The sequence below is a fragment of the Pasteuria penetrans genome (assembly GCF_900538055.1).
In the GTDB taxonomy this organism is placed as follows: Bacteria; Bacillota; Bacilli; order Thermoactinomycetales; family Thermoactinomycetaceae; genus Pasteuria; species Pasteuria penetrans.
In genome coordinates this window covers 713,815-733,638 of the sequence record NZ_UZAC03000001.1, presented here as the reverse complement: position 1 = coordinate 733,638, position 19,824 = coordinate 713,815, and the positions used below count along the sequence as shown (strand labels likewise).

The 19,824-nt window shown below is 46.5% G+C and carries 19 protein-coding genes; 9 read left to right on the top strand and 10 right to left on the bottom strand.

The genetic code is table 11. From position 1 onward, the window contains the following. Positions 1-238 precede the first annotated feature (238 nt). The 4 genes from codY to mutY all read right to left on the bottom strand — a co-directional run bounded on the left by codY (position 239) and on the right by mutY (position 3,007). The gene (gene codY / locus PPRES148_RS02915) at positions 239-1,051 is read right to left on the bottom strand and encodes a GTP-sensing pleiotropic transcriptional regulator CodY (RefSeq protein WP_149453153.1); all 813 of its coding nucleotides are present in this window, start codon (positions 1,049-1,051) and stop codon (positions 239-241) included. Between the two features lie 51 nt (positions 1,052-1,102). Further along, positions 1,103-1,240, bottom strand: coding sequence for a hypothetical protein (locus PPRES148_RS10715; protein WP_187820469.1), 138 nt, complete (start codon positions 1,238-1,240; stop codon positions 1,103-1,105). 192 nt (positions 1,241-1,432) lie between these two features. Next, complete coding sequence (locus PPRES148_RS10710) at positions 1,433-1,618, bottom strand: hypothetical protein (protein ID WP_187820468.1); 186 nt, start codon at positions 1,616-1,618, stop codon at positions 1,433-1,435. 312 nt (positions 1,619-1,930) lie between these two features. Beyond that, entirely contained in the window at positions 1,931-3,007 is a 1,077-nt protein-coding gene (gene mutY / locus PPRES148_RS02910) for an A/G-specific adenine glycosylase (protein WP_149453152.1), read from the bottom strand. Between the two features lie 254 nt (positions 3,008-3,261). On the opposite strand from mutY, the gene PPRES148_RS02905 reads away from it, so the two are divergent. From PPRES148_RS02905 to PPRES148_RS02895, 3 genes are all read left to right on the top strand, one after another. Continuing rightward, entirely contained in the window at positions 3,262-4,305 is a 1,044-nt protein-coding gene (locus PPRES148_RS02905; protein ID WP_149453151.1) for a metal-dependent hydrolase, read from the top strand. Positions 4,306-4,315: 10 nt separating this feature from the next. Beyond that, entirely contained in the window at positions 4,316-5,269 is a 954-nt protein-coding gene (locus tag PPRES148_RS02900) for a mechanosensitive ion channel family protein (RefSeq protein WP_149453150.1), read from the top strand. A gap of 498 nt (positions 5,270-5,767) precedes the next feature. Further along, complete coding sequence (locus tag PPRES148_RS02895; protein ID WP_187820466.1) at positions 5,768-6,574, top strand: mechanosensitive ion channel family protein; 807 nt, start codon at positions 5,768-5,770, stop codon at positions 6,572-6,574. Between the two features lie 87 nt (positions 6,575-6,661). On the opposite strand, the gene PPRES148_RS02890 is transcribed toward PPRES148_RS02895, so the two are convergent. Continuing rightward, positions 6,662-6,844, bottom strand: coding sequence for a hypothetical protein (locus PPRES148_RS02890; protein ID WP_149453148.1), 183 nt, complete (start codon positions 6,842-6,844; stop codon positions 6,662-6,664). 504 nt (positions 6,845-7,348) lie between these two features. Here PPRES148_RS02890 and PPRES148_RS02885 point away from each other — a divergent pair. Then, positions 7,349-7,561, top strand: a complete 213-nt coding sequence (locus tag PPRES148_RS02885) for a hypothetical protein (RefSeq protein WP_149453147.1) — start codon at positions 7,349-7,351, stop codon at positions 7,559-7,561. A 13-nt stretch (positions 7,562-7,574) separates the two neighbouring features. On the opposite strand, the gene purB is transcribed toward PPRES148_RS02885, so the two are convergent. Together purB and PPRES148_RS12770 are read right to left on the bottom strand one after the other, a co-directional pair. Further along, positions 7,575-8,870, bottom strand: coding sequence for an adenylosuccinate lyase (purB, locus tag PPRES148_RS02880; protein ID WP_149453146.1), 1,296 nt, complete (start codon positions 8,868-8,870; stop codon positions 7,575-7,577). Then, complete coding sequence (locus PPRES148_RS12770) at positions 8,867-8,995, bottom strand: hypothetical protein (RefSeq protein WP_281289895.1); 129 nt, start codon at positions 8,993-8,995, stop codon at positions 8,867-8,869. Before PPRES148_RS12770 ends, purB begins: the two co-directional genes overlap by 4 nt. A gap of 1,113 nt (positions 8,996-10,108) precedes the next feature. On the opposite strand from PPRES148_RS12770, the gene PPRES148_RS02875 reads away from it, so the two are divergent. After that, positions 10,109-10,651, top strand: a complete 543-nt coding sequence (locus tag PPRES148_RS02875) for a hypothetical protein (protein ID WP_149453145.1) — start codon at positions 10,109-10,111, stop codon at positions 10,649-10,651. A gap of 658 nt (positions 10,652-11,309) precedes the next feature. Here PPRES148_RS02875 and PPRES148_RS02870 read toward each other — a convergent pair. Both PPRES148_RS02870 and rapZ read right to left on the bottom strand, forming a co-directional pair. Continuing rightward, a complete protein-coding gene (locus PPRES148_RS02870) occupies positions 11,310-12,296 on the bottom strand; it encodes a gluconeogenesis factor YvcK family protein (RefSeq protein WP_149453144.1) in 987 nt (328 codons plus the stop codon). 7 nt (positions 12,297-12,303) lie between these two features. Next, positions 12,304-13,215: an RNase adapter RapZ gene (gene rapZ / locus PPRES148_RS02865; RefSeq protein WP_246142883.1), complete on the bottom strand. Its 912-nt coding sequence runs from the start codon at positions 13,213-13,215 to the stop codon at positions 12,304-12,306. 648 nt (positions 13,216-13,863) lie between these two features. On the opposite strand from rapZ, the gene lgt (PPRES148_RS02860) reads away from it, so the two are divergent. From lgt (PPRES148_RS02860) to PPRES148_RS02845, 4 genes are all read left to right on the top strand, one after another. Continuing rightward, a complete protein-coding gene (gene lgt, locus PPRES148_RS02860) occupies positions 13,864-14,793 on the top strand; it encodes a prolipoprotein diacylglyceryl transferase (protein WP_149453143.1) in 930 nt (309 codons plus the stop codon). 1,221 nt (positions 14,794-16,014) lie between these two features. Further along, on the top strand, positions 16,015-16,212 hold the full coding sequence (locus PPRES148_RS02855; protein WP_149453142.1) for a hypothetical protein: 198 nt from the start codon (positions 16,015-16,017) through the stop codon (positions 16,210-16,212). A gap of 298 nt (positions 16,213-16,510) precedes the next feature. After that, positions 16,511-17,452, top strand: coding sequence for a prolipoprotein diacylglyceryl transferase (lgt, locus tag PPRES148_RS02850; RefSeq protein WP_149453141.1), 942 nt, complete (start codon positions 16,511-16,513; stop codon positions 17,450-17,452). A gap of 591 nt (positions 17,453-18,043) precedes the next feature. Continuing rightward, complete coding sequence (locus tag PPRES148_RS02845) at positions 18,044-18,325, top strand: hypothetical protein (RefSeq protein WP_149453140.1); 282 nt, start codon at positions 18,044-18,046, stop codon at positions 18,323-18,325. 591 nt (positions 18,326-18,916) lie between these two features. On the opposite strand, the gene bcp is transcribed toward PPRES148_RS02845, so the two are convergent. Next, positions 18,917-19,390, bottom strand: a complete 474-nt coding sequence (gene bcp, locus PPRES148_RS02840; RefSeq protein ID WP_187820462.1) for a thioredoxin-dependent thiol peroxidase — start codon at positions 19,388-19,390, stop codon at positions 18,917-18,919. Positions 19,391-19,824 lie beyond the last annotated feature (434 nt).

Sequence of the window (19,824 nt, the reverse complement as noted above, 5' to 3'; positions counted from 1 at the left end):
TACAGCAAAGCAAGCGGGTTCAATGGTACACCCTTCTCATTGGGACCCCGGGCCCCCGATGAGGGACCTCTCTACCGAAACCCTGTCCTAATGATCAGCATACTGAATCCGCTTGCCCGCTTCCATAGAAACTTTCCCAATGGTCCCCCCCCTGTTCAACCCCAGGGGGACCAGTCCAGCGTCCTGTCTTTAGGATAGAAACACCATCCCATCCGCCCATCCATCACCCCATCTACAGCTAACCACGGGCTTTCTCGAGAGCAGATATCAATTTCGGATTGAGGATCTTGATATAGGTTCCCTTCATCCCCAGGGAACGGGATTCCACAACACCTGCACTCTCTAGCTTTCGTAAAGCGTTTACAATCACGGAACGAGTAATCCCTACCCTATCGGCCACCTTACTAGCCACCAACAAACCTTCCTTACAACCCCCACGCCCCACATCCCTACGCTGCCGATTGTCCAATTCATTGAAAATGTGTTCCGCCGCCTCCAGCTCACTAAACGAGAGCGAACTAATCGCTAGCTGTACAACTGCCCGACTCCTTGCTTCCTCCTCAACTTCCCCCGCCCGCTCACGGAGAATCTCCATACCCACTACTGTAGAACCGTATTCGGCCAAAATAAGGTCCCCTTCCTCGAAGGCTTGGCCCAAACGAGCCAAAACCAAGGTCCCTAGATGGTCCCCACCACCAATCACAGGTACAAGTGTTGTGTATCCATCGTGAAAGATCTCCCTCATTTCGGAGGGGTACACGGTATAGGGACTGGTTATTGGTAAATTTGCATGTGTTTCGTCTATTTCCATCAATAAATTAGCATAATCATCAGGAAATTGCCTGTTTTTTAAATACTCCTGCATACGTTCATTTGTAAAATCATGATTGATGGCTACACCCAGCAAACCACCCTCTGGACCCACCACATAGACATTGGCTGAAATCACATCACAAAGCGCCTGAGCAACCTCATCTAAATCGACAAGATGATGTCCCACATTTTTTTGTAGTATCCTTGATATACAACGTGTTTTGGTAAGCAAATCCATGGAAGTACTCCCCCTAATGTTTCCTAAAATCATTGTTTATAAAGATTATGACTACCCAAATCCATTGTCAGAGGCACCCGATACCTGTCCATCCAGAGAGTTAGACCGACAGCATCTACCACAGTGCCCACGTCCACCGATCCCTACATCACCTTCCAGAATCACACGGAAGAGACCAACACATACCAACCCCCTACTTTTCCAAATCCCTACATCGAAGTAACACCACCGTGACTTTACTGGTATCGCCAAAAGGTCCTTGGGATAAAACCGCCAACCTTCAGAATTTTGGAGACGCACCCCATCTGGCTCAGATCTTTACCGATTTCCAAAAGAACCCTTTCCCTACCAACCTTCCCCCCGAGCATAAACAACAACCCTTTATGTAGGAGCAAAGATAATCAAACCACGCTTCCCGCTTGGCCCTTGCCCCCTCTTACAATACTTCCCAAACCAATGATGGCTACTCATTTCCCCCAAGAACATCCCCGGGGACAAATTTTTCCCGTAAGGAATTGAAAAACCCGCTTGTCCAGGGAGAATCAAGGGGCTCACCAAATCCACCACCCACCCACTTCATCCATAACTCTCTACACAAGGTAATGATTCCAAACGATCCTTTGGGGCTTTGTTCACAAACCAAACCACCCCTTGCCCATTATGTCTGTTATTTCTTGTTTGTTAATGAATGGTAAATATTCGAAATATCCCAAGGAATATACAGCATGCGAAACGTATAATCTACCGATGACCTATCGCTCACAGAACCAGGTACCCATTCACTCCAAACCTACCCACCACAGATTCAGAAAAACACCAGGGACAGGAAGCGGCCCCATACACCCCCAGATTCCCCAAAAATGGAATCCCATTCCATTATTACATAATATCGATCTCTTGGGCAGCCACACTTTGCAAAACTTTCTGATATACTCTTGGAAGAGATAAGGTATCCAATTCATCCTTACCCATCCATACGCCGGCACCACAGTCAAGGGAACCCTCCCCCTCCGGCACCACTACACGCACAACGGTTACACGCCAACGATACTGGCTAAGGCAGTATTCCCATGGTTCAAGGAATGTAAGAGAAAAAGGGGAATGTCCAATGAACTGCGATATCCTATCGATCCGGTCAACCCCCGAGGGGAGAAAAATCGTTGGAAAACCCCACATCCCGGCCAACAAACCCCGGGGGGGTCTCTTTTCTACCCAAACCGATTCTGGGGTTTGTAGGTAAAGAATGACAACATCCTGCTCCAGAGGGGGCCTCCTCTCGTCACGAACAGGCAACTGCCCCGCCCTCGCCCCGGCCTGTCCTTTGCAGAAACCAGACAGAGGACATGTATCACAACGTGGCCGTTTGGGCAAACAAACCAACGACCCCAATTCCATTAGCGCCTGATTGAATACGCCCGGATTTTCGGCAGGTAGCCATGCAGCTACCTGTTCCGTGAATTGCCTCTGGGTACGGACCCTATTGATAGGTTCTTCAGAACCCAGCAACCGGGCCACTACACGCAACACATTACCATCCACAGCAGGCACCACCTCCCCATAGGCGATACTAGCCACAGCCCCCGCCGTATACGAACCTATGCCGGGCAAGGATCGCAATTGGTGAGCGGAAGTAGGTAACAAACCATTATGATTCTCCACCGCCCAATGTGCTACCGCATGCAAGCGACGCACACGGGCATAATATCCTAGTCCCTCCCATGCCTTAAGAACACGGTCCTCTGGGGCCGACGCCAGAACAGCCAACGTCGGAAAGAGATGCATAAAATTACGATAGTAAGGCAACACCGTAGCCACACGTGTTTGTTGCAACATCACCTCAGAAACCAAAATAGCATAGGGATCCCTAGAACGACGCCAGGGAAGATCACGACCCTGGCTTAAATACCAGGTAAGTAAGGAATCCCTTATGCCCCCCCCAGTTACTTCCGCTTTCATAAACCTATCACCCCACGCATAGGGGATACTATCCAAAAGTGGACCCAGAGACGAACTCAGAAATAAACGAAAACAAACCACATGAAACCATCGTCATATGGATAGTTTCTAGCATAAAACCCCCCTGACTCATTATGTTGGGTTTATGTACAGAAATACACTATACAAGAAAAAACATACTTTTGCACTCCCTATTCCCAACCCAAGCTATTCCCACTTAGGAAAAACATCCTAAATCTAATGAGGAGAGGAATGTGGATACTGCCTCACATGGAATGATAAGCGTAGGATTATTTGGTCTAGCACAATTAGACCCCGTGGTTACCAGTCATCCGCCTACGTACTATGCTGTTTTGTCCGCCGTGGTAATCGGCTCACAAATCCCTGATATCGACATTGTGTACCGCTTACGCGGAAACATCGCCTATTTCCGTAACCACCGTGGTTGGAGCCATTCTCTACCCATGACCATTCTCTGGCCCCTACTTATTGGCAGTCTCTTAACCTTACTATCCCCCTTTGCCGTCGCTTGGAGGGTCTTTCTTGCCGCTGCATTGGCTGTCCTCATCCATATCCTACTAGACATTTGCAACACATATGGAACACAGTGCCTGCGCCCCTTCTCGCAGCGCTGGTTTTCGCTCAACTTCATACCTTTGTTTGACCCCATCCTTTTTGGAGGACATGCCCTGATTTGGGGCATGTGGTTTCTATTCCCGAAATCTATTGGTTGGTGGTCAGCAACCCTCTATACCCTCCTTGCCCTTTATCTACTCGGCAGACGATGGTTACAACAAAAACTTTATCGACACCTCTACCACCTATACCCCCATGCACGTAGGATTACTGTTATGGCCACTCCCCGTCCCTACCGTTGGCGTTTCGTATTAGAAACCCCAACATACGTCCACTGTGGCACGCTACGTTATCAACCCCCACACATAAATAAACCGCGATGGGAAGATAGCTTACCCATTATAAATCCTGAAGATCATCCCGAAATCCGCTATTCCCAAACCTTCCCCGCCGTGAAAACGCTGTTATATTTCACAAACTACGCCTATCCCGTGGTGAGATCCATACCCGGGGGCCGTGAGGTTCGGTGGTACGACATCCGCTATCTTAGATTACATCGCCCCTCGCTAGTTGCTATTGTTCTCATCCACGATCAAAATGCGGATAGCAAACAACCAAAATCTTTCATGGGATGGCTCCACAAACAACCTTTCCCTATAAGAAAACCCAACCCACTACCCCCTCCACACACACCACCACAACCCTCCCCCCCTCGGAGGTGACCCAACGACGGTGGATTGGCTAGACCGTATACAAACCTATTTCACGCGTTTGACAGTGGATCCTGTCCATCATGTGCTATATCCCATCATAGCCATGATCATCATCATCCTCGGGACCTATCTGGCAGCATACTTGATCAATAGGGCTATCGAGAGGATTTTCCAATTCTTTGCCCCACCCAACAGCGCACGGATGGATACCCTAAAAAAGTTGGCTCACTCTATTGCCCGATACCTGACCTATTTTTTCTCGGCTGTACTTGTACTCAACAACCTCGGATTCAACACAACACCCATCCTCGCTGGTATGAGTTTTTTAGGACTGGTTACAGCCTTCGGTACACAGAATCTAATCAAGGACTTCTTTACGGGTTTTTTCCTCCTCTTTGAACACCAATTGGCCGTAGGAGACAATGTAACGATCAATGGACCCAATGATGGTATTCAGGGTACAGTGGAAGAAATAGGATTGCGAATCACAAAAATAAGGGAATTCAACCAGCGCCTCCATTATCTCGCCAACGGAACGATCCAACAGGTTACCAACGCCAGCCGAAAACAAATGATGGCTATGGCCTCTGTCAACGTCCCCCCCTACGCAGACCTCAATGCAGTCCGTGAGGCCCTCACCCAAGCAACCAACGACATGTACGATTGCTTCGGTGCTTGGTTACTCGAAAAACCCGAGGTCCTAGGCGTTACTAAAGCCGATACCAACGGCATTCAGGTCACCATAGCGGCCCTAACCACCCCCGAACGCGTTTGGAGACTGGAGTGCCGCCTTCGGGAGGTGGCCATCAACGCCTTACAAGATCACCAAATCCCATGGTTCGCCCAGGGCTTTCCCTTACCCAACAAGGACACCCCCTCGGCTTTCAATACTGCAATAACCAGCACCACAGGAATTTTTCCCACCGCCATCACAACCCACAATCCCCACCCCAAAACCCCCTTAGAGCATTAGGATTCATAAACAGGGGACCCCCCATCAATCCACGGGGGAAATGATCTCAACCCAATTCCTCCCCGATCCTATAGGCCCCTACCCTCTCAAAACCCCGTACTACAACATTCTAGTAGCCAACTCATTCCAAACCGGGGAATAGATGCAGCTCTTTTCCCCTCGCACGCTTACAGGTTGCAAAATAATGGGTCAAGAACGAGTAATTGCTGGAATCACTAACCCTTGTATACTCCCAGTAATAGAACCATCATCCATGAAAAAAGATTGAATGAGGTGACAATTATGAATAATCCCTTCCCACCATCATCACCCACAAACCAACCTACAAACTCAATTGAAAAGTACAAAATCGAAAATATATACGAAATAATAAAGAAATATGCTGCTGATGTATGGAACGAACCGACTCACTACCTTCTTGGTCCCCTGGGAAGGTGCATCTTAATCATACTAGTTACGATCGTTGTTTTACAAGTAGTTAGACGTATTATCAATAAATTGTTTCAATTGAACCCTCGCCATAATACTAGCACCTCCTTGACCATGCAAAAATTGGCCCATTCCGTTCTCCGCTATTTTGTCTGGTCCTTTGCTATCTTTTTGTCCCTAGCCAACCTTGGCATTGACACCTCACCTCTCCTCGTTGGCTCTGGCCTCATTGGTATTGCAATAGCATTCGGAGCACAAAATCTCGTCAGGGACATCATCACAGGATTTTTCATCATTTTTGAAAACCAGATGGCAGTGGGCGACCATGTGGAAATCAATGAAAAAATACAAGGCACAGTCGAGGAAGTGGGCCTACGGGGCATTACCATTCGCGAGTTCAACCAACGTCTCCATTACATACCCAATAGTATCGTTAAGCACATCGCAAACTCCAGCCGCGTACAAATGCGTGCCGTGGTAGTAGTTTATTTGAACCCTCGGACCAACATTAATTCCTCCCTGGCTTCCATCCAAGAAGCATGCGACGGTGTATATGCAAGGTCCGGTGCCCGGTTTACCGAAAAACCCACTGTACTAGGAATCACCGCCGTGGCCCCCGATTACATCCAAGTGACTATAACCGGACTAACTACACCGGACCATGTAGCAGAAACGGAACGGGAACTACGTAGAGCAACATTGGTAGCCCTACAACAACAACCTGATGCCCTATCACATACCGCAAACGATAATGAAAAAACGGGATCATTACGAGAGGGCAAGAGTGAAATGGAAGGAACCCCCCCATCCACAACAACCGGGGATACGGATAAGAAAACTCACTTTGCCATCACCCCCCCATCCGAGGGGGCATGATCATCCCCCGGATCCGTTACTTCCGAAGGAACGATGGCAACAGGTATAGACCCCCCCTCCTAAACATCCAAAAACAATGATCCCCTCCTAGGAGGCTGTGAAGAGGGACACAATGCGATGTTCCACAATGACTAGGCATCCTGTAATGAGCCAGGAGAGTACCACCCAGAATAGGGTGCGTACAAAATCGCGTTTGAGAATCTCTGAACCGCTAAGAATTTTCTTTGGTTTCGATGAACCCGTTGTTGATGATAAAGGGAATGGTCCCATAAAAAATCTCCTTTTTCAATAAAATATAGGGGGAATGAAAACAACGCGATGACCCAACCTTGTTGTCTTTTTCCATGTGATTGTAAAGAATATCTCTATTTAAATACTCTGAAAAAATTTACATATTCTTACGAGAATGAAATACATATAGGTTATGGTGCTTGAACAGATTCACAATTTCTCGTATAATGTTTTATATTAAAATATACTCTATACAATAGGTACTATGAACCATTTGTTTTCAACATGAATAAGCTGGAGGCAAAACAACCCATCCCCTTTGTGGCCCCTTTGAGTACTATACACTAGTATGTATCAAATTTATTCCCCTGATTAATATAATGCAATATTTTTTTCTGCAAATAATTAACATAAATATACACATTTACCGTCATCATGGGTATCGAAACCCAACGACTCTTTGTGATAGAATGGGACGAAAGAATCGAACATATGTTCGGTATATACCATAACGGCCCTTGGGGCGTGAGGAGTGTGCTTATAATGGCATTGAGCGATATGGAGCGCGAAACAGTCATCCAGTTTGATGAGTCTACCAATCATGCAACGGTTTACACAGCCAGCTATCGGGTAGCAAGACGTTTGAAAGGAGCCGGCTATCAACCAATCCGGCGCAGCCAGGGTAGCTGGTGGTTCAGTATACCCACCCATGTTATACCTTTTGCTGGAGAGACCAAGGCAAGCCAGACCGGCTGAAAAAAGGCCCCCTTCACAGATTGGATCGCCTAAAGAGACTGTCAATGGATTGTAAATGGTTCTGGATATCGAAACAGGTCTCTAATTCAGATTGGGTGAGTGAACGTCGAATCAGCGGATCGTTTTGGACCAATGTAGAGAAATCCATTTCACCCCGCTGAGCCCTGTGGGCAAGGGACCTCACAAGATCATAGGCCTCCACACGCGTCCATCCCTTACGGATCAGGGCTAATAGAACACGATGGGAAAAGGGTTCGCCCCCTGCGTTAGCCAAAAGCTCCCTCATTTTAGGGGTGTCCAATACCAAATTTCGCAGGATATCGTTCAAACGATACAACATGGTATCCAGTAATTGGGTAGCATCAGGAAGAAGGACGCGTTCCACGGAGGAGTGTGAAATATCACGCTCATGCCATGAAATCATATTCTCATACGATGGTAAACAGTAACCCCGTAGCAACCGGGCCAAACCACATAGATTTTCGCAACCGATGGGATTGCGTTTATGCGGCATAGCCGAAGAACCCGTTTGGGTGGGGGCAAATGATTCTGAGACCTCCCCCACCTCGGAACGTTGCAAATGACGAATCTCCGTAGCGAAGTTTTCTAAGGATGTAGCAATGAGAGCCAAGATATTCACGTAATGGGCATGTCGGTCGCGCGACACAATCTGAGTAGACCAAACGGCAGGTGTAAGACCCAATTTTTGACATACGTACGCCTCCACGGTAGGCTCAACGGTAGCATAAGTGCCCACAGCCCCTGAAAGCTTACCCACCTCCACGTCAGCAGATGCCTGTACAAAGCGCTCCCGATTGCGCTGCATTTCTATGTACCAGCGCGCAAACTTCCATCCAAGGGTAACCGGCTCTGCATACATACCATGGGTCCTACCTATGGTTGGTGTCGCACGGTAACGTTGTGCCAGCGCGAGCAAGGTTTCCATCAATTGACTTATACCCTTAAGGAGCTGTTGATTCGCCTTCTTGAGCAAATAACCCTGCGCGGTGTCGACAAGATCGGTGGAAGTCAAACCATAATGCAACCATCGGGCCGCCTCAGGCGACACTGTTTCCGACACAGCGTGTAGAAAAGCCGTAACATCATGGTGCGTCTTCTTTTCCCATTCTTCCATGCGGTCTGAATCAATCCTAGCCTGGGTTCGGAGTTCCTGAACAACATTCCGGGAAACAACCCCAGTCTCCGCCCAGGCCTCACAAACCAATATCTCCACATGAAGCCAGGTCTGTAAACGATACTCCTGGCCCCATAGGTTACCCATAGTGTTTCGCACATATCGAGGAATCAATCCACCCGGCTCCTTGTCATTATTATTATTTTATTATTTTGTATGTCCACGCGTGCCATCAGCATCCCCAACATCCTCCCTGCACCTCCTAAGACGCCCTCATCCCACTTCTCCCACCCAGACATTCTAGCATAGTGTACCCCAAGGAGGAAAACCCTGGGAATTTCCCATACGATTTTCCAGATGTGGAAGGTGTGAAAGGGAAGTTGGAAGTATGGAGTAAAAATAACAAGAAATATTTTGAAGATACTAAAAAGTTCTCTTTCAGAAGGAGCGGGAATGGGCCCATCCCAGTCCTTTGGAACCGATCAACAAATTAGCAGAAAAGGAAGCACGTAATGTAGACCTCACAACCGACGAAGAAGAAGGGATCCCCAAAGAGAAAAGGGGTCTCCATTTCAGAACTAACCAACGAAAAATCCCTTCGTAATGCATTGAGTACATTGGAAGAGTACGGCAATAAAGAGCTCTATTATAAACACATAGGACAGTGGCTTTCATTGAGTTCCATCTCATTGGACTCCTAATCGTTTACGAATAGTGACAGCGATGTTTTTTTGAGTCTGCGATATGTGTGTGTATGTATGACTTTATACATCCCCTCATGGTATTTCAATATCCCGTGGGTCCCTTTATACGTTCGAATCTTGAATTATGCGAATTCAATACATAGACAAAAGACCTTTTCACCCCAGCAGCACTAATCGGTTGAAAAAGGGAGGAAAACCCCGAGAATTTCCCCACGGAATTTTTTTCCGTGAGCTGAACTACCCTTCCCCCATCCTAGGACAGTCCCATGAGGTTGTATCCCATTGTGAATGTGAATTCTTGGATAAGGTTTTCGGGAGAGAGTTCCCCCCATCTTTGGGACTCCCTTCATGAATTTATATGTATAATGTTTTTTTGTTATATTACAACAGATCATACTTAGCATCTAACCCTATTCTATCTTTTTTATGTATTTACTAACTATGTACTACTAATATTGATTTATAAAAAATTATAGTATGCAGGTAAAAAATATTCAAATAAAAACATGCGGATTAAGGTAACAAGAAATCTTTCTTAATATATTAAAATAATTTTAGTAATTTATTTTATTTATGTAATCCTCTTGAGTTGCATCCCAAGAGGATTCTTTAGTACAATGTCCGTGGCACTGGATTTAATGTGCTATTGTATACAATGACTACCGTTTGTTTTTTGGCTTTGAAACTAAATAAAGGAGGAGATTTAGAGTGAGAAGAAATATGAAAATGGTTTTTACTACTGTGTTGTCTCTTACTGCTGTTCTTTCAGCAACATTCAGTGTTTTCCCGCATATAAGGGCAGAAGATGGGGTCACTAGCTCAAATGTTCACGATGAGCATCAAGATGAAAAGAAAATGGATAGGGATGTTAGGAGAGTGAAAAAATTATTAAAAGAAAAACATGTGGATGTGGAAGATGTAAAGGGAGAGTTGGAAGCATTAAGTAAAAATAACAATAAATTTTTTGAAGATATTAAAGAAAATGTTTTCCGTAAAAGACCGGAATGGTCCAACCTCAGTCAGTCGGAACTGATCAACAAACTAGCAGAGAGTGCATCGCACGATGTAGAACTCTCAACCGATAAAAAAGAAGGGGTCATCAGGGGGAAAGGGGTCTCCATTTCAGCACTGACCGACGAAAAATCCCTTCGTGATGCATTGAGTACATTGGAAGGGTACGACAATAAGGAGCTCTATTATAAACACATGGGACAGTGGTCTCCATTGAGTTCCGTCTCGTTGGACTCCTAATCATTTACGAATAGTGACAACGATGTCTTTGAGTTCGCAATATGTGTGTGACTTTATATGTCCCCTGTGGGATTTTAATATCCCGTGGAGGGTCCTTTTGCACGTTCTGATTTTGAATTATGCGAATTCAATACATGGACAAAAGACCTTTTCACCCCAGTAACGCTAGTCGGTTGGAAAATTGAGTTCCGTCTCATTGGACTCCTAATCATTTACGAATAGTGACAACGATGTCTTTGAGTTCGCACTATGTGTGTGACTTTATATGTCCCCCGTGGGATTTTAATATCCCGTGGAGGGTCCTTTTGCACGTTCTGATTTTGAATTGTGCAAATTCAATACATGGACAAAAGACCTTTTCACCCCAGTAAGCCCTAGTCAGTTGGAAACCTACTACCTACCAATCGATCTCTAAGGACCAATCCCCATCATCGGAGGGTCACTTTCATTGATCTCCCCCATTCCCATTCTAACAAGCATCCTATCCCTCCTTTTCCCTAACTACTCCTCAACTGATACACTCAAACGTCAGCAGCACCAAACCCATGGGAAACCCACTGCCTATCAGGCAGTTCCAGAGAACCTACCCTCATCCCCTCTCTATTACCTAGCTTGGGACCTCCCCTGACACTGAAACAAACAGGATAAGGGAGTGGGATTACAGACGGGACGTAACGTAACCCATAGCTATACGCACAAGATGCTGACTCAAACGATCGGCATCATGCCGAATATAGGACCGATCCAACAGCAAATCATCCACAACTACCCTGCAATCCATCGGACGTAAACGATCCTCATCCAAAGAAACCATACACTGATCAGATTCGGCATACCTCCTTTGCACCTCCGGATGCGGTACACCATTGTTCGCCACAACCACATCAATACATGGACCACCCATATGATCATACAAGGCCCGAACGTGGTCCCCCACAGTAAAACCATCCGTTTCCCCACATTGCGTCATCACATTACAAACATAAACACGACAGGCATCCGCAGAACGAAAGATTTTCACCACGTCCGGTACCAGCAAAGGCGGTAAAAGGGAAGTATACAAACTCCCTGGCCCGAGGACGATCATATCCGCCCCCTCAATCGCCTGTAGAGCCGCTCCCACAGCAACCGGAACGGGATCACGCAAAAAGACCCGCCGGATCTTCTTTCTCGCTAATGGAATGTTGGACTCCCCCGTAACCAACGACCCGTCCTCCATTTCCGCCACCAGTACAGAGCCTTCCTCACTCGCAGGCAACACCCGCCCACGAACAGCGAGTACACGACTCATTGCCTGCACAGCACGTGTAAAATTACCCGTGATCTCCTGCATGGCAGCCAACATCAGATTCCCCAACGTATGCCCAATTAAATCCCCACCTGCCTCGAATCGATGTTCAAAAACCTGCGCCAATAGGGGCTCCGTATCCGCCAAGGCCAACAAAACATTCCGAATATCCCCCGGCGGCGGCATACTCAAATCAGCACGCAGGCGCCCCGAACTACCCCCATCATCGGCCACCGTAACAATGGCCGTAATTGTGATAGGATACTTCTTCAGGCCACGCAAGAGAACAGGCAAACCCGTACCACCCCCTATACAAACCACCTGTAAGGGAACGGAAATGGAAAGATCTTCTACCATACACAGATCAACCCCCCTTCTGCATATCCCGATGAACCACGCGACAAGCCAACCTAGTCTGGAAATGTTCCATTAGACAATCCACTACTACAACCGAACGATGTCGACCACCCGTACAACCAATAGCAACCATCAATTGTTGCTTCCCCTCCGCCTCATACTGCGGAAAAAGAAAATCGAGCAAGTCGCGCAAACGTTGCAGCAAACCATGTGTCATCTGATCCTTTAGTACATAGGAACGTACCAATCTATTCCTACCTGTATGAGAACGCAATGCATCCACATAATGGGGATTCATAAGGAAACGAACATCAAAAACAATGTCCGCATCCATTGGCAAGCCATACTTAAAACCGAACGAGAGAAAGGTAACAACAAACGTCTTCTGCCCCAATGCTGCAAAACGCGCATTAATCACCTGTTTCAAATCGAGCGGGCGAAAGGAGCTTGTGTCGATAACGGAGTAGGCCTGTGAACGAACCTCCGCCAGCAAGGACCGCTCCGCTCGAATTCCTTCCAATAGGGAACCTCCTGGGACTGATAGGGGGTGTGAGCGCCGGGTAGATTTATAACGCTGGATCAACACAGCGTCACTAGCATCAAGATAAAGAAAATGATAAATAACTCCCCTTTGACAACTTTGTTTCAATTTATCCAGTGCTATCCATAATGTAGGGAAAAAATCCTTGCTACGTAAATCGAATACAATAGCAGAAAGAAATGGATACTTATCAGAACCAATCAATACATCAATAAACTCCGCCAACAAGGCCGGGGGTAGATTATCCACACAAAAATAACCCAAGTCCTCCAGGCTTCGTATGGCCACTGTCTTCCCAGCCCCTGACATGCCCGTTACAATCACTAACTGCACCATCGTCTCACCACTGGTTACCGTATCCCCCCACAAGCCCTCCATAACGCACCACAATCTCCCTTCGCAGATGGCCTCCAGAACCCATCACTTCCCACTCCTGATCATACCCGTCCTAACGCCAAAGGCCCCCGTAATCCTACACCCCGCACAGGTCCTTGTATCATTGATTATAACGCATTAGACTTCTTCGCCGGAAACAGGAATTACCATAATAATATATTTATTTTTATTTTAAATCGAATAAATGATGGAATTACAATTTATAACTCCTATACTCTGTGTTAACATATTGAATATAGGCATTTCAAAATACGAAAAAATCCCCACTCCCTTGAACCCGAATGAGGGAAGCGGGGATCATTAGGGAGACCGCCTCATATCGAAAAGAGAGTATTTCAAAGTGAACCTCTTTCCTAGGAAGGTCGCTTTCAACTTCAGCAACGGTGTACAATGGAAAAGAACTATAGGAAGCGGGTCTTTCCAGGGGAGAAGGAAATATCATCCCCTACAATCCCTAAAGAATACACGATATGCCTAGGCAGCAGAAACACCGGAAGGCAATCATGGGGACCATAGAAAACAACCGTATAAAACGGGAAAACGACATGGAAACAAATACGGATAAGGGGTATGTTTAGATAAAGGATTATACACAAGGTCTAACACAAGGCGGAGGGGACGGATGAAGTCTTGCCGGCAGAAATCATGGACCCAGTCATTCTGAACCTAGGGTATTTCAAAGTGCGTTGGTACGGACTCATTACAGCACTAGCTTTAGTCATAGCAACATGGATTACGTTTCCACTAGCAAAAAAATATAAGCTGGATTCATTTTTTATCCCACTGCTTCTTCTCTGTGTACCCATTGCTGTACTGGGAGGACGGCTCTATGATGTCATTGTATCCAGAAACGCCATGTACTGGGAACATCCCCTGACCATCATCGGCATCGGAGCGACAGAATTTGGTGTATCAGGTCTCTCCATACAAGGTGCCTATCTGTGCGCCATGAGTACAGGCTGGCTCTTCTGCCGCCATCATCGTATTTCCTTTCTACGAATCACCGATATAGCAGCCCCTGGGTTACTATTGGGTGAAGCCATGGGACGATGGGGAAACTTTATCAATCAGGAAGCCTATGGAAGTACAGTACCCCGCTCCTTCCTAGAGGATCTGCTATTGCCGGATTGGCTCATCGAGGGCATGTACATCAGAGGGGAATACCATCATCCCACCTTCCTATACCAATCCCTCTGGAATATCCTAGGCGTTGGAATCCTCCTGGCCCTATTCCGTTTCGCCCCCAAACTACGATGCGGCGAAATCTTTTTTGCTGCTTTCCTGTGGTATGCCCTTGGACGATTCTATATCGAAGGGTTACGGATGGATAGTGCCATTTATGAAGCACCCTCATGGATCGCAAACCTCTTCACTACCCTTTGGTCTCCCCTAAACACCTGGTTCCATCCCCCTACCATAGGAGAGAACTCCATCCGTCTCCCACAGTTGTTTAGCGTCCTGGAGTTCATTGGGTTCCTAAGTGTCTGGATCGGACGCCGATGTACAAGCCTACCCGAAATGGGAACACAGTGGGGCAGAAAGAAAAAAAACACCCCCTAAACCAACCTAAATTGAGAAACCTGTGCAACACATTTACCTTCCACAAAAGGCAGGGAAGAGAGCACAAAAAAACGAGGGAACAAACATGGACAAACGACTAGATCCATGGGAGAAAAAATGCCAACCTACACTTAGAAAAAAACAATGGTATTGGATATAAGCACCAAAAATGATCCAATGGCTCAATCGAAGGGAATTAATTTTTTAGCCCCCTCTACCCACCCTATCATAGGTATGCCGGATCAATGTTTCCATCATACGCCCTACAGAGGCCAACGCAATAACCATGAACCCCAAACCCATCATTCACCATATCCATCCCTTCATTTTATCTATGGAGAGATGAAAAAAAGGCAGTCTCATGAACCAGAGAATGATTCTAAACAGAAACGATCCCCTGTCGTTTGTTGGTTCAGTAGAATCCGCATCATGGGGTAGTCCCGTGTTCGCCGGGGAATGTTGAATCCAAAATTTGATGTCCCTAGAAGGAGCTCTTTTTTGTCCCCGCTCCGTCTTTGGGGCCCGTCTCTGGATCTGTTTTTTTATTAATTATTTAAATAAAATTATAATAAAACTATAGTATTGAATCTAATTACTTTATATATTCATTCTCCCTGCGTAGGACCCCTTTGTTGAACCTGTCCTGATTACCCCCGCTCGAAATCGCCCTGCAGAAAATATTTCTTCCCTGAACCCTTGTCCACCATTAGGACGGGGCAGATTTTCCCCCCCCGAACCCACCCAGGCCCCTTATTCCCTGCCTTTCCTTATAAAATCCCAACGAACCCGCTCTTAGGGGACCTTTCGCCCCCCTTCTCTCCACCCCTACTTGTGTTTCCCCAAACTAATGATGGTCCCAAAGCTCCCTACCTACCCTATTTTTTTATGGTGCGACCTCCGAACTATCATAGACAAAATTACCGAAAACATTATAATATTTATTAACAAATTTATTTAATAAATGGAGTAACGCATGAGTTATTGATATTTCTGATCCCGTTCACTAGACATGGGAGAAAGGGGTGCACTCTTTTTTGCTATATCAATGGAAATACCTGAAAAAATGAGGAGTTTGTTCCAGGGGACTATTGGGCATGGAGAGCGAGAACGTTCCCAAAATCCCCCTATTGATTTACCTTCTCTTTCCAAGGCTTTCGAGTGGTTCGTTCATCATGAGTGGGACCCCTATCGGCAGCAAGAGGCTTCAGGGAAAAAATCCCGATGGTTCCGGGTAGGATGATTCGCAGAAACGGTTATGGAAAAAAAACCATACAGACAGGTTGCGGTTCCCTTACGATTCCCTTCCCTAAGGTACGAAAGGGAGGATCCGTTTTTTATGAAACGTGGTCAGAGGTATACACATTGTGGATGGGGAAAGGTATCCCCCGCGCTGGGGATGTGTCTCCGCAGGATGGATGATCGAAATGATCCCTGTTGTCATGCCATAGCGGTATCCCCCATTCCCCTCTTTCTCATCGGTTGGATAGCTATTAAAATTCCAAATCTAAAGTACACAACATTTCCTACATGCTATAGCTTCCTTTGGGGAGATGCTACCTATACATGGGTTCGTGCGTGGCCTGGGATTCATCGTAGCCGTATCCATCATCATAGAATTCAGGAACTGGAGGGGTATTCGCATCCAGAACATTTTGTACTATAGTGGGTGGAAGATACACACAAAATCTAACACAAAACGGAGGGGACGGATGAAGCCTTGCCAGTAGAAGTCCTCATGGACCCAGTCATTCTGGATCTAGGATATTTCAAGGTGCATTGGTATGGACTCATTACAGCACTAGCTTTAGCAATAGCAACATGGATGACATGTCCACTGGCAAAAAAATATAAGCTAGATTCATTTTTTATCCCACTACTCCTTCTCTGCATACCCATTGCTGTACTGGGGGGACGGCTCTATGATGTCATTGTTTCCAGGGACGCCATGTATTGGGAACATCCCCTGACCATCATCGGCATCGGACCAACAGAATTTGGTTTATCGGGTCTTTCAATCCAGGGTGCCTATCTGTGCGCCATGATCACGGGATGGCTCTTCTGCCGCCGTTATCGTATCTCCTTTCTACGAATCACCGATATAGCAGCTCCCGGATTACTATTGGGTGAGGCCATAGGACGATGGGGAAACTTTATCAATCAGGAGGCCTATGGAAGTCCAGTGCCCCGCTCCTTCCTAGAGGATCTGCTGTTGCCGGATTGGCTCATCGAAGGCATGTACATCAGAGGGGAATACCATCATCCCACCTTCCTATACCAGTCCCTCTGGAATATCCTAGGCGTTGGAGTCCTCCTGGCCCTGTTCCGTTTTGCCCCCAAGCTACGACGCGGCGAAATCTTTTTTTCTGCTTTCCTATGGTATGCCCTTGGACGATTCTATATCGAAGGGCTACGGATGGATAGTGCCGTTTACGAAGCACCCTCATGGATCGTAAACCTCTTCACTACCCTTTGGTCCCCCCTAAACACTTGGTTCCATCCCCCCACCATAGGGGAGAACTCCATCCGTCTCCCACAATTGTTTAGCGTCCTGGAGTTTGTTGGGTTCCTAGGTGTCTGGATCGGACGCCGATGTGCGGGTTTAACCGAATGGGAACAATGTGGGAGCAGGGAGAAAAAAAACCCCCCAAAACCAACCTAAACGGGAAGCTTGTACAACGCGTTCGCCTTCCACAAAGGGCAAAGGAATCAACCTGAACAAACGGCTAAATCCATGGGGGAAAAAAGCCAACCGACACTTAGAAAAGAACAGTGGTATAGACATCAACATCAAAATGATCCCATGGCTAAATCGGAGGGAATTAGTTCTTTAGACCCCTCCTCTACCTACCTCATAAATGGAATCAGCGTTCCCTGCAAAGATAGCTTCCTTCAGGGAGATACTACCTACACATAGGTTCGTGGCCTAGAACTCGTAGCCATATCCCATCATCATAGGATTCAGAAACTGGAAGGGTGTTCGCATCCAGAACCTTTGGTACTATGAAATCGACCAGCCAGAATGCATTCCGACCGAGCACAGAGTTTTTCAAAACCCTCGTTCACACACGATTTACATACACAATAAACCCCCGATGACTATGAATTGCCCAGGACAAACCCCTCAGGCCCTATAAGGGGGGATACCCCCTTATCCAATGGAAAAGTAGTAGCCCTGAAAAAGCGGGATCATTTCCCTATCGCGGAATGGGGATCCCTCCCAGAGAAAATTCATGGGGGGTGGGGGAAGCCCTTGGGAGAATGGCCTAAGACGGCCATGGGGATCGATCATGAATGCCGCTTCCTTGCACCTTCATACCAATGGGGATGTTCCGGAAGAGTCCGAATTACGATTCACCTTCGCCACGATGGAAACGATCGTGTGGCTCATCGCACAACCAACATTATGGAACGAGGGAAGGGGGGGATCAAACCAAACGGAAATAGGTTCGCTGCCTTCCAACCTTGGGTTGGCTCTTCTTCATCCACCGACGGGGTTTTATGTCCTAAAACACAGCAGAAGGCAACAGGGTGAATCCATGCTAAGGGCGCGCTGATTTTATTATAATATTCTGAATGATGTTATTATACATTATATTTTTAATTTTATATAAATTATTTAATTAATAAATATGTAAGTGGAAGCTTCTTAGAGATAATGCAGAAAATAGATATCGGGACCATCGTCCTATATCATTTCAAAAGCATCCCCACATGGACCCGATTATAGGAAACCATAGACACTGTAAACTATTTATATTCTTCATGAACAACTAGGATAGGTTAGAAAAATACCCCCGGAGAGCGATTCGCGGGCCATGACAAGGAACCTAACATCACCTGTTCGGGGGTAACACCGCGTTTGGGATACAAAACCCACACCCTCCTATACAACACCTATATCCTACACGCCCCACGGGGGTCCCTTGCAAATCATCGCATACCCGCACCCTATGCTACCTGCTCGATCTGGCCACTCCCAACAAACCCCTCGCACACTAAAATACCCTACTATAAACTAGGTACTATGGCAAAACATCCCCACCTATCACCAACCGGGGGGACAGGAAGGTGTGTACCAAATACCATAAACGGGGAACTCTTCCACAGTAGGTAACACCCCCCATTATGACCTCACAAGGTCCCTCAGATTATGGATGATTTCATCAGCATGTCCTTCCACCTTAACCTTATCGTAAACGTGTACAATCTTCCCCTCGGGATCAATGAGAAAGGTTGTTCGCACAATACCCTTGTGTGCTTTGCCAAATAGCTTCCGCTCCTTCAGCACACCATACTGGGAACAAACCCCCCCCTCCTGATCACTCAGTAACAGAAACGGAAGGTGGTATCGCTTTGCAAATCTCTCGTGGGAAGCAACAGAATCGCGGCTTATGCCTATGATCACGGTATTGAACTCTGAAAAAAAATCATTTTGGTCGCGAAAGGCACACGCCTCCGTTGTACAATTGGGTGTATCATTTTTGGGATAAAAATACAATAAAACATAGCAACCCCGGAAGTCCGACAGGGAGATTTCTCCCTCCTGATTAGCAGCTGGTAAGGTAAAATCAGGGGCCTGATCACCCGTACGTAACATAATCCATACAACCCCTTTCTAGAAAACATTTTTCTATGTCAAAAATACTGTGCAATCATCACAAGAAATGATAGCATCAATAAAATAAAAAAATCATCACTCAACGTTTTACCCTCATCTACATAGTTCTACACGTCAAGACAACCATCATGAAAAAAACAACCCACTTTCACAGAACTCGCTTTACCTAACTCCGCACCCATTCAGGTGAGTTCCTATGGATAGAGACAAAAAAATCGGAAATTTATCCGCCATGATTGAGTACCCCCCCGGCCCATAATGGGAACTAGGAACCCTCCTTGTCCATTCCTGATGCACGTAGCTTGACACAAAAACGGATCCCCTATTCTCTTTTCTCCAGCATGGGAACCCCACAACATAGCTCCCTATCCGCTGCAAAGAACTGCTCTAGATCCACTTTCACCATGATCTAC

Bases quoted from the DNA above. Each gene is read 5' to 3' on its own strand.
- PPRES148_RS02885 (WP_149453147.1), top strand. From the start codon at position 7,349: ATGGCATTGAGCGATATGGAGCGCGAAACAGTCATCCAGTTTGATGAG.
- PPRES148_RS02870 (WP_149453144.1), bottom strand. From the start codon at position 12,296: ATGGTAGAAGATCTTTCCATTTCCGTTCCCTTACAGGTGGTTTGTATA.
- bcp (WP_187820462.1), bottom strand. From the start codon at position 19,390: ATGTTACGTACGGGTGATCAGGCCCCTGATTTTACCTTACCAGCTGCT.
- PPRES148_RS02855 (WP_149453142.1), top strand. From the start codon at position 16,015: ATGGTTCCGGGTAGGATGATTCGCAGAAACGGTTATGGAAAAAAAACC.
- rapZ (WP_246142883.1), bottom strand. From the start codon at position 13,215: ATGGAGGGCTTGTGGGGGGATACGGTAACCAGTGGTGAGACGATGGTG.
- mutY (WP_149453152.1), bottom strand. From the start codon at position 3,007: ATGAAAGCGGAAGTAACTGGGGGGGGCATAAGGGATTCCTTACTTACC.
- codY (WP_149453153.1), bottom strand. From the start codon at position 1,051: ATGGATTTGCTTACCAAAACACGTTGTATATCAAGGATACTACAAAAA.
- PPRES148_RS02890 (WP_149453148.1), bottom strand. From the start codon at position 6,844: ATGGGACCATTCCCTTTATCATCAACAACGGGTTCATCGAAACCAAAG.
- PPRES148_RS12770 (WP_281289895.1), bottom strand. From the start codon at position 8,995: ATGTCTGGGTGGGAGAAGTGGGATGAGGGCGTCTTAGGAGGTGCAGGG.